Raw genomic sequence first — 12,469 nt, 5'->3', positions numbered from 1 at the left:
CTGGCTCCCCGCCCGTAGGGTCCGCTGTGCGGACCACTCGCCAAGCGCCGGAACCATGATCAAGGTCCCATCATGCCATCGGCTGCCTGATGATGGTCTTGCATCTCGCCGGGTCGGCTTTGCGGATATCGCTTAAGTAAATTTCATGGTGTTTCCCGGTCCGGCGCCCCCTGGAGTCGATGAACTGGTGAATCCTCGCGATGGTCGGACCCTCGTCGGAGAAGGGACCAATGTGCATGATTTGAGCGCACTTGCCCTCCGACAGGGACTCCAGGCGCACCCTGGAAATGGCCGCCGGGTTTTTCTTCTTTTTCACGTCCGCGATGGCACGCTCGATCAAGTCCGGGGTGACGAAGGAAGGCTGCATGATCATCGCCGTCCACTTCCACTCGGATTTGTCGGTGGCGGAAAATGCCGACATATCATCGGCCCACCACAGACCCTCCAGGGGCATGACGCCATAGTCAATGGCCGCGGCCCCCTTCTTGATCATGAACTTCACGGCATAGGAAAGCATGAACAAGACTTCCACGGCAGCGGCGTAGGCCGCTGAGGTATTGGGGTCGCCCGCGCCGTCCACCATCAAGTAGTTCATCGCTGGGACCTCAACCTCGACGACCTCTTTGGCCGAGGGTTGATACAAATGCTTCAGGTCTTTCTTGAGATCAACTTTTGCCATGGCGGCTCCTGTTCTTGAGCTTTCGCTTCGGTCTTGATCGTCGCTCGGATGTCACGCCCTTTCAGGGCTAAAACCCTTAACAACAGACCACCCAGGGCGTTGCCCTGGGCTGGTATATCGCGCCCCTTCGGGGCTTCGGGTCTCGGCGATGGCGGATTGATCCCGCCACGCGAGATCAGCGCGTCAGGGCGGGGGTTGACCCCAACGGGGTCATACATAACAGCCCAGGGCAACGTCCTGGGTGGTGCGCAGAAGTGACCTTAGCCCGGAAAAGGCGTGACAGATGACCGCATCGACACCGGCGGAGTTTCGGCGCTAAGTAACGATTCAGAAACAATGCGCACGGCGCACCCTACACCAATCGAATCAGGACCTCGTTGTATTGCTCGCGGATATAGGCCAGGAGTGCGTAGACAAAAACAATAAGCCCAGTTATTTCAAGACCTTCTTCAGCATTGGAAATGATGTTGATGGTCAGATTATTGACGCCATGTAATTCATCGTAGGCCCCGCCGATCATTTCAAACCCGATGCACCCCCCAATGTAGAGGGTCCCGGCCAGGAGAAATTTGAACCGGAGCTGACCGCCGAGACTGGCCAGAACCAGCAACAGCGCCACGGCCCCCAAGCGGCGGGCAATGGTACCCGGATTGGATGATATCTGATTGATCGCCATGCCGATGTTCCCCGATACTCATCGTCGTACCTGGTGGCTGAGACCTTGTGCGGTAAGGAAATGTCGGCCTCCGGGAAAGCGCTCCCCCGACCGTCCTGCGTATCCCCCAACCGCGAAACCCCTGGCGTGCCGTCCAACTGCACGTCGAGGACGGTTCGCATCTGGCCGGACCGTCCGTCGGCGCTCCCCGCAGGCCGCCGGCTCAGACCTCCCCGCGGTTATAGTCCGGCTGCGCGGTGATCTTATGGATGCTCAGATCCGCGCCCAGGTATTCGTCCTCCTGGCTCAGGCGCAGGCCCATCACGGACTTGACGGCGCCATAGATCAGGAAACCGCCGCCGAAGGCGATCGCGACACCGGTCAGGCTGCCGGCCAGTTGGCCGCCGAAGGTGACACCGCCGACCCCGCCCAGGGCCTGGAGGCCGAAGATGCCGGCGGCGATCCCGCCCCAGAGACCGCAGAGACCGTGCAGGGGCCACACGCCCAGCACGTCGTCGATGCGCCATTTGTTCTGGGTCAGGGTGAAGGCATAGACGAAGAGGGCGCCGGCCACGGCGCCGGTCACCAGGGCACCGATCGGGTGCATCAGGTCGGAGCCCGCGCAGACCGCGACCAGGCCAGCCAGGGGGCCGTTGTGCAGGAAGCCCGGGTCATTCTTGCCGACGACGAGCGCCGCCAGGATGCCGCCGACCATGGCCATCAGTGAGTTCACCGCGACCAGCCCGCTGATCGCATCCAGCGTCTGGGCGGACATGACGTTGAAGCCGAACCAGCCCACGGTCAGGGTCCAGGCCCCGATGGAGAGGAAGGGGATGGAGGACGGCGGGTGCGCCGTCATGCCGCCGTCGGTGCGATAACGCCCCTGCCGGGGGCCGAGCAGGAGTACGGCGGCGAGCCCGATCCAGCCGCCGACCGCATGGACCACGATGGAGCCGGCGAAGTCGTGGAAGGGTTTGCCGAAGATGCCCTCGATGAGCGCTTGCAGACCGAAGTTGCCGTTCCAGACCATGCCCTCGAAGAAGGGGTAGAGCAGGCCGACGATGAGAAAGGAGGCCAGCAGTTGCGGGTTGAAGCGCGCGCGCTCGGCGATGCCGCCCGAGACGATGGCCGGGATCGCGGCGGCGAAGGTCAGGAGAAAGAAGAACTTGACCAGGGCGTAGCCGTGCTGGGTCTGGAGCGCCGCGGCGTCGGAGAAGAAGTGGACCCCGTAGGCGATCCAGTAGCCGACGAAGAAATAGGCGATGGTCGAGACGGCAAAGTCGCTCATGATCTTCGCCAGGGCATTGACCTGATTCTTGGCCCGGACCGTCCCCAACTCCAGAAAGGCGAACCCCGCGTGCATGGCCAGGACCATGACGGCGCCGATCAGGATGAAGAGGACGTCGCTGCCGGTCTTCACTGTCTCCATCGAAACTTACCTCTGTGCTGTTGTGTCGTGTCGCTCGTGCAAATTTGGTGCGAGGGCAAGCAGGAACTGTGCCGACAGGAGGCGACCAGGAACGGGTGAGTGATGGCGGCGGCTGGTCTGGGCGGCGCCGCGTCGGCGGACACGCACCGGGCGCAGTGGGTGCCGCAGATGCACCAGCACGGCGCATCGGGTCCCGGCTGACGCACCGGCTTGGACCGTCGCCGGGTCCGTCCCCACGCAAGACCTTCCCCTGCCCGAGTCGCCAGGCCTGGTGCCATGGGCTTACCGCGAAAGTCGCGCAGCGACGCTGTGGGAGCGGCTTCAGCCGCGACGGGCCGCGTGAGGAACGCGGCGTCGGAGTTCGCCGCGGCGCCGCATCGCGGCTAAAGCCGCTCCCACGGCAGACTTTCATCTCCCGGGGTGGCTGATGTTCCTTCCATGGCCGTTAGCCCCGCGTTCGCGACCCGCTCGGCCAGGGCCTGGTGCAGCCCCGCGGGCAATCCGGCGCCGTCTTGAGTGGCCAGGCAATGGACGGTGCGCGCCCGGGCGCAGGCCTGTCCCTGTTCATCCAGAAAGCGGTAGTCCAGCGCGAAGGAGCGCCGCCGGACCGCGGCGACCCGCAGTTCCACCCGCACCCGGTCGCCGAGCCGCAGCGGGCGCTCGTAGCGCGCCTGCGCCTGGGTGATGGGCAGTGGCAGCGCGCTGGCCCCGGTCCCGATCAGGTCCTTGAGCGGGAACCCCAGGTGCTCCATAAATGCCTCGTAAGCATCGTGGGCGTGCCTGAAGAGGTGCCCATAGAACAGCACTCCGGCCGCGTCGGTGTCGTGCAGCCGGATGCGCAGGGCGTAGGCGTAGGGTTCGAGCGGCATGGGCTGGTCCTGCGGATAATTTGAGCAATCCGGGTGACGGGGCTTCGCCAAGCACCGGTCCCCCGCGTTACAGTAGTCGCCTGTCGAGCGGCCTGCGGCGCTCTGTCGCGCGGCGGCGCCTGCCATGAGACCGGGTCCTGACCTCGGAGTCACAGCATGAACGCGGATGTCATCGTCATCGGTGCCGGGCTGTCCGGCTTGGCCTGCGCCCTGACCCTGCGGGAGAACGGGCTCGAACCCCTGGTGCTGGAGGCGGCCGAGGGGGTCGGCGGGCGCGTGCGCACCGATCAGCGTCAGGGGTTTCTGCTCGATCGCGGCTTCCAGGTGTTGCAGACCTGGTATCCGGAGGCCCGGCGCTGGCTCGATTACGGTCGCCTCGACCTGCGTCCATTCTATCCGGGCGCCCTGGTGCGCACCGGTGGGCGTTTCCACCGGGTCAGCGACGTGTGGCGCCGCCCGACGCGGCTGCCGGAGATGCTGGCCTCCCCCATCGGCACCCTGGCGGACAAGCTGCGCCTCCTGGGGCTGCGCCGCCGCTGCCTGCGCGGGACCCTGGAGGACCTCTATGGGCGCCCCGAGACGCAGGCCCTGGGGCGCCTGCGGCAGTTGGGCTTCTCCGAGCAGATCATCGAGCGCTTCTTCAAGCCCTTCTTCAGCGGCGTCTTCTGCGAGCCGGAGTTGGCGGTCTCATCGCGCACCTTCGAGTTTATCTTCCGCGCCTTCGCCCTGGGCGACACGGCCCTGCCCGCCCGCGGTATGGGCGAGATCCCGGCGCAACTGGCCGCCCGTCTGCCCGGCGAGCAGATCCGCACCGGTTGCCGGGTGGAGCGGCTGGGCGAGCGTGCGGTGCTGCTCGACTCCGGGGAGCGCCTGCGCGCCCGCGCCCTGGTGATCGCCACCGCGCAGGCACAGACCGCGCGGCTGCTGGGGGTGGCGCTCGCGCCCGCGTTGGCGGCCGGGCGCGGCACTACCTGCATCTATTTCGCGACGGGGCGGGCGCCCTTCCGGGGTCCCTATCTGCTGCTCAACGGCGAGGGCCAGGGGCGGGTCAACAGCCTGCTGTGCCCAAGCAACCTGTCGGACCTCTATGCCCCGGCCGGTCAGTCCCTGATCGCGGTCAATTGTCACGGCGCCCAGCACAACCCGGATGCACTGGAGACGCTCCTGCGGCGCGAACTCGCCGCCTGGTTCGGCGACCGGGTACGGGGCTGGGAGCGGCTGGCCGTCTATCGGCTGCCCCAGGCGCTGCCGGTACAGATGCCGCCGGTCCCCTATCCGGGCGGGGGGGAGCAGCGGGTGGCCGACCGGCTCTGGGTCTGCGGCGACTACCAGTGCGCCCCGTCCATCCAGTGGGCGCTGCACTCCGGGCGCCGCGCCGGGGCCGGGGTCGCCCGCGCCCTGCTCGGGCGCGTGGCCGAGCACAGCGCGGCGGGGCTGCGATGGCCCGATGACCGGCCGGCGTTCGGGCCGATCGCCGGGGAGCGCTGAGGCGCAAACGGATGAACCGCCGTTCCCTGTCCCGGCGGGCGTTGTCGTCGGCACCTCGCCCCAGGTCGCGCGGTCCCGTGGCCGCGCTGATTCTGGCGGGGGCCGCGACCGCCTTGGGCGTGGTCGCTGCCGATGCGATCTACAAGTCGGTGGACGCGCAGGGCCGCGTGAGCTACTCAACCACGGCCCCGGTCCCGGGCAGCGCGGGCACCGTCGAGGCGCTGCGGATTCGCACCGGCACCGAGGCACCGCCGGTCGGGGTGGGTCAGGGCGCGGACGCCGGCCCCGCGGCGCTCCCTTCGCCCCAGCAGGCCCAGCAGGCCCTGATCCAGGCCAAGGCGGCGCTGGCACAGGCAAAGGTCCACGGTGAGGACGACTGGCAGACCACCCCCGGCGGACAACGGGTCTCCACGCTGGAGTATGACCAGCGGGTCACGGCGGCCCAGGAGAAAGTGCGGGAACTGGAGGCGACGCTGGAGCGTGCGCGCAAACGCTGAAACCCGCAAAAAAAGGGCAAAAAAAAGCCCGGCGGGGAGCCGGGCTTGAACGTCTCATGTTGAGAGAGACGAGGAGGACTCGGTTGAGACCTTCAGGCGACGTGGTTGTTGTTCTCGGTCGCCCGACTCAATGGGTGACTAAACGGCGGGGACGGCCTTGCGCAGATCGGCGCTGACCTCGGCCAGGCTCTTCTCGAACCAGACGCGATAGTCGTCGCGGGTCTGGCCGGCGAGCTGCAGGTTGAGCTTGGACTCGCCCATCACGCGCTCGCTGAAGTCCTTGACGGCCTCGGCCTGACCCTTGACGAACTCGTTCAGGCCCTTGGCCTCGGTGGCGAGCTTCGTCAGGCGCACGCTGTGCTCAACGGCGAGATTCATCGCATCGACCTGACGGGCAGCCAGACGCTCGAAGATGCGCAGAGTGAGTTCGCCCAGGCTGGACATGCGCTCCACGCCCTTGGTGGTGATTTCGTTGACGGTGTTGAAGGTGTCGTTCGCGTTCATTTGTCTGTCTCCAGAACTTTGTTGCGTTGCAACATTTGTTGCAGTGCACAATAGTCGGCGTTTTGGCCCCTGTCAAGGAAGAAAAGTGAAATACTATGGATTAATTTTCTTTGGTGCGCAGATATTGGGGCTAGGACCGGGTCACTGGTCGTCGTCGTCGCCCGGGCGCTCGCCGCCGACGGGGATCCCGGCCGCGCGCATGAACTCGTCCTGCAACTCCGACCACAGGTCCATGTTGCGCTTGGTCATGCGGGTCACCGCGTCCAGGGGGCTGTCGCCCCAGGCGTCGGTCAGTTGTTTCTGCTGCTGGGCGAAGAGGTCGAGGGAGCTTTCCAGGTAACGGGCGAAGACCCCCTGGACGGTGCCGCCGTAGAACCTGATGATCTGGGCCAGCATCGGCGCGCTGAACAGCGGCTCACCTCCGGTCTCCTCCTCCAGCATGATCTGGAGCAGGATCGAACGCGTGATATCGGCGTCGTTGGCGGCATCGACGACCCGAAACCGGGCGCTGCCCATCACCAGATTACGGACGTCGGCCAGGGTGATATAGCGGCTGACCTCGGTGTCATACAGGCGCCGGTTCGGGTATTTCTTGATGATGCGTTCGCTGCTCATGGCCATCGGCTGATTGGGGAACCTCTCGACCAAGTGTACCGCGCCGCCGCGCCGCAAGGGTGTGCCCCCGGGGGGAGGCAAGGCCCCGGGGGCGGTCCCGGCGGCCTGCGCCGCGCCGTTGTCGGCCGCGCCGACCGGTTTTCCTTTGCGCTCGGCGATGCCGCCCGGTAGGATCGCGTCGGCGGGGCGCTTGGAGCGGCCGGTAACCACCGCCTTGGCGATCCGCACCGCGGCGCGGATCATGCTGGTGTCGCTCATTGCCCCTGGTGTGCTCCGTAACTATATCGGGTAGCGGACCGCCGGGCGGGGACGGCCGTCGCCGCGCCAGGCGCAGCAAAAAGGCGCCGGCGCGGCTTCGTTCCACCGCCGCCGCTGCCCGCACGACTGCCGAATCGCTCATGGGGCTGCGCGCTTGGGGGGCGTCCGGTGCCCCTCGTCAACATCCCCGTGCCTGGTTCACCGACGGATCATAGCGGAGTTTGTTGCAGCGCACAATTTTCCATGCTAGCTTTTTCCGACTTTACACCGAGGAGGTCACAACGTGAACGAAGATAGCTTCTTTTCAAACGACTGGATGGAAACCCAGCGCAAATACTGGGAGAGTTGGATCGCGATGAATCGCAAGGCCATGGGCCTGGAGGGGGGCAGCCAGACCGCGCCCTGGGAGTCCGCCCTGGAGCACTGGTGGAGTGCCGTGTCCCCGGCCGCCCCCGCCGCCTCCAAGCAGTTCATGGAGCGGATGATGGAGCAGGGCAAGTCCTTTTTCAAAATGGCCGAAACCTTCCTGCCCACCGCGGGCGGCGGCGGGGACGGCTGGAGCGCCTTCAGCAAGGCCCTGGAGGACATGCAGAAGGGCTTCATGGGCGGGCTCGGCGGGAGCGGTGACGACAAGAACGCCATGCACCGCATGCTGGCCTTCTGGGAACTGCCGCTGGACAACTGGCAGCGCATGACGTCCTCCATGTCGCCGATGTTCCCCGGTGACTTCCTGCGCAACATGCCCCACGACGGCATGCAGGACCAGGTGGACCGGCTGCTGTCGGCCCCGGGCCTGGGTTACACCCGTGAGGAGCAGGGCGCCTACCAGGACCTGATCCGCCGCAGCATCGACTATCAGAAGGCCCTCCAGGAGTACTCGGCCTTCTACTCCAAGCTCGGGGTCAAGGCGGTCGAGCGCATGCGCGCCTACATGCAGGACCTGATCAGCAGCGGCAAGACCATCGACTCGGCCCGCGCCATCTATGACGACTGGGTCAACTGCTGCGAGGCGGTCTACGCCGAAGAGGTCAGCACCCCGGCCTATGCGCAACTGCACGGCAAGCTGATCAACTCCCAGATGGCGCTCAAGGCGCGCATGTCGGAGATGGTCGACGGGCAACTGGGCGCGCTGAACATGCCCACGCGCACCGAAATCCGCACCCTCCAGGACCGTCTCCAGGAGACCCGCCGCGAAAACAAGAAGCTGAGCCATGGCCTGAAGGTCCTCCAGGCCCAGGTCCAGGCCCTGGCCAGCGGCCAGCCGCTCGCCCCGGGTGCCCGCGTCAAGACCCATAACGTCCCCCGCGCCGCGCTGATCGCCGGCCCGGCCGATAGCAAGGCCGCTGCACCCAAGAAGCCCGCCGCCAAGCCAACCACCAAATAACTGCCGCCCCCCCATAAGAAGGCGCGGCAGACACACCTAAAACGAGGAGAGATCACGTGATCCCAATCGACATTCGGCCCGACAAGCTGACCCAGGAGATGCTCGACTATACCCGCAAGCTGGGTAAGGGCATGGAAAACCTGCTCAACGCGGACAAGATCGACACCGGCGTCAGCCCCAAGCAGGCGGTCTACAAGGAAGACAAGCTGGTCCTGTATCGCTACGACACCCCGGCGGGCGTCACCCCGCGGCCGGTACCCCTGCTGGTCATCTATGCCCTGGTCAATCGGCCCTACATGACCGACATCCAGGAGGACCGCTCCACCATCAAGGGCCTGCTCGCCACCGGCCAGGACGTCTACCTGATCGACTGGGGCTACCCGGACGGCGCCGACCGCTGCCTGACCCTGGACGACTATCTCAACGGCTATGTGGACCGTTGCGTGGACTTCATCTGCGAGTCCCACGGGCTCGACCAGATCAACATCCTGGGGATCTGCCAGGGTGGGGTCTTCAGCCTGATGTACACCTCCATGCACCAGGACAAGGTCAAGAACCTGGTCACCATGGTCACCCCGGTAGACTTCCAGACCCCCGGCAACCTGCTCTCCAGTTGGGTGCAGGCCATGGATATCGACCTAGCCGTCGATACCATGGGCAATGTCCCCGGTGAACTGCTGAACTGGACCTTCCTGTCGCTCAAGCCCTTTGCACTGGCCGGCCAAAAATACGTCAACATGGTCGACGTGCTGGAGGATGCCGACAAGGTCAAGAACTTCCTGCGCATGGAGAAGTGGATCTTCGACAGCCCCGACCAGGCGGGCGAAACCTTCCGGCAATTTTCCAAGGACTTCTACCAGAAGAATGGACTCATCAACGGCGGCGTCGTCATCGGGGACTACGAGATCGACCTGAAGAATCTCACCTGCCCGCTGCTCAACGTCTTCGCCCTGCAGGACCACCTGGTACCCCCGGCCGCCTCCCAGGCGATGAAGGCCCTGGTCGGCAGCACGGACTATACCGAAAACCCCTTCCCTGGCGGTCATATCGGTATCTATGTCAGCGGCAAGGCCCAGAAGGAGGTCACCCCCTCCATCGGCAAGTGGCTGAACGATCGGTCCTAGCCCTGCCGACGGCCTAGCCCTCTAAGGCGCGGGCGCGGCCTGCGGGCCGCGACCGACGCCGATCGGTCGCAAGGACCCGTCTGGGGGCAAAGGCAAGGGGTGCCGGCGGCGTCGCCGCCGCACCCTCGATGGAAAAAGAAGCCCGTGCGGCGGTAACGCCACACGGGCTTTTCATTTAGGAACGGGTCACCGATAAGCGAAACAAGTCCCAACAAAGCGGCGGCGGCCAGGTTCATCCGGGTGATCCGACCCTCGCCGGTGAGCGTGGCGTAGGCCACCGGGGCGAAGTCGTAGAGGTCCACATAGTCGTCGCGCGACTCCTCCAGCAGTTGCCGGGCCTCGAGCAACTCCCGGTTCTGGAGGGAGCCGTCACTGTTACTGAATCTTAACGCTACGCCCGTCGTTTCCCGGTGTCTATCCGCTTTCCGCAGCCGAGTCGTCGCCCGCCGAAGCGCGTGCGGGGTCTATCCCTCAACCCAGCAGGCTGGCCCCGGTAAAGGTGCAGCGCCGGGTCAGGGTGACGGAGGGCAACTCGCCGAACAGCGCCCGGTACTGCGCCGCGAAGCGGCCGAGTTGGTAGAAGCCGAAGGTCATGGCGATCGACGCCACCGTGTCGTCCCCGCGGCTTGCCGCCAGCAGCGCGCGGCGCACCCCATGCAGGCGCAGCCGCCGGATGAACTCCATGGGCGAGGTCCCCAGCCGTTCCCGGAAGGCGTACTCCAGGGTGCGCTGACTGACGCCGGCCTGGGCGCACAGGTCCGCGAAGTTGAGCTCGTCGAGGTCGGCGCAACGCATGATATCGATGGCCAGGTCGAAGCCCCGTTGACGCCGGTGCGCCGCCTCCAGGGTGGCCCCGGGGCCGCCCAGGCACAGGGTGCGCAGCAGCCCGTCCAGCAGGTCCTGTTCCAGCGCGGTCACGACGCCGCGATGCTCCAAGACCCGCGGCTCGGCGTGAACCCGGTTCAGCAGGCGCCGCAGCCAGGTCCCCAGCGCACCCCGCTGCCGGGCGGAGGCCGGCAGCACCCGGCTGGCCGCGTACCGCTCGATGGTCTGGGCCGTGACTGGATCGAGCTGGGTGCGCAGCCAGTCCAGCCGCGTCAGCGCGACCATGTGTTCCTGTCCGGCATCCAGCACGGCATCCAGTGACCCCGGCAAGGAGGCGCGAAGCCCGTGCTCTGCAAGTGCGGCCCCCCAGTAGCGCGACCGGGCACCCAGACGGATCGGCACCGTGAAGCCGAGCATCCCGGCCGGGGTCCAGCCCTGAACATGCAGGGCGCACGCGAAGGACTCCCGATAGATGAGCCAGTTGGGGGTGACGAGGATCCGCTTGATGTTCCGGAAAGGGCCGCGCCCGATCGGTGAGGCGAGCACCTCCCACGGGGGTGATGCTGCCTCCCAGACGCAGGGGTCGTCGATGTCCTGAAGGACCACGAAGGAGCTTGGGGCCGCGGCCGTGCGCGCGGCGGCAGGCGTTTGTCTCGATGTCTGCAAGGGTTCTCCCCCGGTTGCGGAAAATGCATAGACCGCGTGCGACGCTTGCCCTACCGTTCGCATCAGCTTTAGATAACCCTCGCTGCGCTGATGCCGATCCATCCACTTGGCCTCGCCGACGACGGGCTCGCCGCGGCCAATCTCGGGATTCTATCTCTATCAGCAATGATGTGGGCCAGAAAAGCCTGCCTGCTGATCGCAGGTCGTCTTCTCTGCACACCGCTGAGGGTAGCAAGTTTGTAACACCATCTCAAAATGACCGCGAAGCAATCGCTTGCGCGGAGTGACCGAGCGACCAAACCACCAGAGCGGAGCGCAGAAAGCGATGGCGAACCTAAGCGAGCTAGTCGGCACCTTCATACAGAATACGATGTCCCCGTCCGGCGGGGAGCGTATCGGTAACGTACTCAAAGACCTGGACGCCTTCGCCGCCGCCATCCCGAACCAGGAGGTGGCGGCCCAGGTCTATGCCGCCTCGCTCCTTGCAATCGAGGTCGACACCCCCCAGGAGCGGGCTTACCTGGCTGATCTGGCCCAGAAGACGGGCCTCACTGCGACGGTCGTCCAGAACATCCGGCAGACCCTGGGGGTCAAGGTCTGACTTCGTCGCTGCCAGCTCGGCACACCGCGCGCTGAGCCGTGGCCCAGCGCGATGGAATCTATATATACTATTGTCGGCGTCCCAGCCGTCTACGGCGGGCCGCGCTCTGAAGCCGACGCGCGCAGTCCTGCCACCTGGTTCTCAGGAGGCTCTTGGTGCGCAGTCCATAACAATCCAGCCCCGGGGGTTCATCATGGCGTTCAATCTCTTCAGCGTGCTGCAAAACGAGTTCTCCAGCGACGTGATCGACAAGATTGCGTCCTTCGTCGGCGAGACACCGGCCAAGACACAGACTGCACTCACCGCCGCGGTCCCGGCCGTCATGTGCGCAGTGCACCAGAAGGTCGCAACCCCGGGTGGGGCAGTCGACCTGTCTGAGATGCTCCAGCACGGCGGATTCGACGGCAAGACGATCGGGACCCCGGCCGATGTGGTCGGCAGCCCGAGCGGGCTCGCGGATCTCGTCAAGCGCGGTGAGCCATTCGTCGCGTCGCTCTTCGGATCGCGGGTGTCGGGTCTGGTCGACTGGTTGGCGGGCGCCGCCGGCATCGGTAAGTCGGCCTCGTCCTCGCTGTTCGGCCTCGTCGTGCCCTTCGCCCTCAACCTGATCGGTCGGCAGGCGGGCAGCACCGGCGGCCTCAACGCCGCGTCCATCGCCGAACTGACCACGGGACCGGGGTCCTTCCTGGACAGTGCCGCGCCGCAGGGTCGCGCGGCGGCGCTCGGTGTCGGCCAGTTTGGTGAGGCACCGGCACGGGCCTATGGTGCGGCAGCCCCGGCGGCCCTCGGCGCGGCGGCCCCGGGTGCCTATGGTGCGGCGGCCCCGGCGGCCCGCGGCGCGGCGGCCCCGGGGGCCTATGGTGCCGCGGCGGCCG

Annotated in this window: 14 protein-coding genes; 6 read left to right on the top strand and 8 right to left on the bottom strand. The window is 66.2% G+C overall.

The features are described from left to right. Positions 1-70 precede the first annotated feature (70 nt). The 4 genes from QZY48_RS00230 to QZY48_RS00215 form a co-directional block, all read right to left on the bottom strand. Positions 71-679 carry a GyrI-like domain-containing protein gene (locus tag QZY48_RS00230; protein WP_295426335.1) on the bottom strand — a complete coding sequence of 203 codons (609 nt, stop codon included), beginning with the start codon at positions 677-679 and terminating at the stop codon, positions 71-73. A 352-nt stretch (positions 680-1,031) separates the two neighbouring features. Further along, positions 1,032-1,355, bottom strand: a complete 324-nt coding sequence (locus QZY48_RS00225) for a hypothetical protein (protein ID WP_295426334.1) — start codon at positions 1,353-1,355, stop codon at positions 1,032-1,034. Between the two features lie 202 nt (positions 1,356-1,557). Then, complete coding sequence (locus QZY48_RS00220) at positions 1,558-2,763, bottom strand: ammonium transporter (RefSeq protein ID WP_295426333.1); 1,206 nt, start codon at positions 2,761-2,763, stop codon at positions 1,558-1,560. 383 nt (positions 2,764-3,146) lie between these two features. After that, positions 3,147-3,632 carry an acyl-CoA thioesterase gene (locus QZY48_RS00215; RefSeq protein WP_295426331.1) on the bottom strand — a complete coding sequence of 162 codons (486 nt, stop codon included), beginning with the start codon at positions 3,630-3,632 and terminating at the stop codon, positions 3,147-3,149. A gap of 156 nt (positions 3,633-3,788) precedes the next feature. Here QZY48_RS00215 and QZY48_RS00210 point away from each other — a divergent pair, with 156 nt between their 5' ends. Together QZY48_RS00210 and QZY48_RS00205 are read left to right on the top strand one after the other, a co-directional pair. Beyond that, on the top strand, positions 3,789-5,120 hold the full coding sequence (locus tag QZY48_RS00210; RefSeq protein ID WP_295426329.1) for an NAD(P)/FAD-dependent oxidoreductase: 1,332 nt from the start codon (positions 3,789-3,791) through the stop codon (positions 5,118-5,120). Positions 5,121-5,197: 77 nt separating this feature from the next. Next, positions 5,198-5,617, top strand: a complete 420-nt coding sequence (locus QZY48_RS00205) for a DUF4124 domain-containing protein (RefSeq protein ID WP_295426328.1) — start codon at positions 5,198-5,200, stop codon at positions 5,615-5,617. 138 nt (positions 5,618-5,755) lie between these two features. Here the strand turns inward: QZY48_RS00205 and QZY48_RS00200 are convergent, their stop codons facing one another. Then, entirely contained in the window at positions 5,756-6,121 is a 366-nt protein-coding gene (locus tag QZY48_RS00200) for a phasin family protein (protein WP_295426326.1), read from the bottom strand. 141 nt (positions 6,122-6,262) lie between these two features. Continuing rightward, positions 6,263-6,736: a polyhydroxyalkanoate synthesis repressor PhaR gene (gene phaR, locus QZY48_RS00195; RefSeq protein ID WP_295426337.1), complete on the bottom strand. Its 474-nt coding sequence runs from the start codon at positions 6,734-6,736 to the stop codon at positions 6,263-6,265. Positions 6,737-7,277: 541 nt separating this feature from the next. Here phaR and phaE point away from each other — a divergent pair. Both phaE and QZY48_RS00185 read left to right on the top strand, forming a co-directional pair. Further along, positions 7,278-8,378, top strand: coding sequence for a class III poly(R)-hydroxyalkanoic acid synthase subunit PhaE (gene phaE / locus QZY48_RS00190; RefSeq protein ID WP_295426324.1), 1,101 nt, complete (start codon positions 7,278-7,280; stop codon positions 8,376-8,378). A gap of 56 nt (positions 8,379-8,434) precedes the next feature. Further along, a complete protein-coding gene (locus QZY48_RS00185) occupies positions 8,435-9,502 on the top strand; it encodes a class III poly(R)-hydroxyalkanoic acid synthase subunit PhaC (RefSeq protein WP_295426322.1) in 1,068 nt (355 codons plus the stop codon). Here the strand turns inward: QZY48_RS00185 and QZY48_RS00180 are convergent. Both QZY48_RS00180 and QZY48_RS00175 read right to left on the bottom strand, forming a co-directional pair. Further along, entirely contained in the window at positions 9,499-9,849 is a 351-nt protein-coding gene (locus QZY48_RS00180; RefSeq protein WP_295426320.1) for a hypothetical protein, read from the bottom strand. The two genes, QZY48_RS00185 and QZY48_RS00180, sit on opposite strands and share 4 nt — an antisense overlap. 124 nt (positions 9,850-9,973) lie before the next feature. Then, positions 9,974-10,993, bottom strand: coding sequence for an AraC family transcriptional regulator (locus tag QZY48_RS00175; protein WP_295426319.1), 1,020 nt, complete (start codon positions 10,991-10,993; stop codon positions 9,974-9,976). A gap of 325 nt (positions 10,994-11,318) precedes the next feature. Here QZY48_RS00175 and QZY48_RS00170 point away from each other — a divergent pair, with 325 nt between their 5' ends. Both QZY48_RS00170 and QZY48_RS00165 read left to right on the top strand, forming a co-directional pair. Further along, complete coding sequence (locus QZY48_RS00170; protein ID WP_295426317.1) at positions 11,319-11,594, top strand: DUF533 domain-containing protein; 276 nt, start codon at positions 11,319-11,321, stop codon at positions 11,592-11,594. A 193-nt stretch (positions 11,595-11,787) separates the two neighbouring features. Beyond that, on the top strand, positions 11,788-12,469 hold a 682-nt coding region (locus QZY48_RS00165; protein WP_295426315.1), incomplete at its 3' end, for a DUF937 domain-containing protein.

Source organism: uncultured Thiodictyon sp. (assembly GCF_903828115.1).
Lineage (GTDB): Bacteria > Pseudomonadota > Gammaproteobacteria > Chromatiales > Chromatiaceae > Thiodictyon.
The sequence above is the reverse complement of the archived record's forward strand: the minus strand, read 5'-3'. Positions and strand labels throughout refer to the sequence as shown.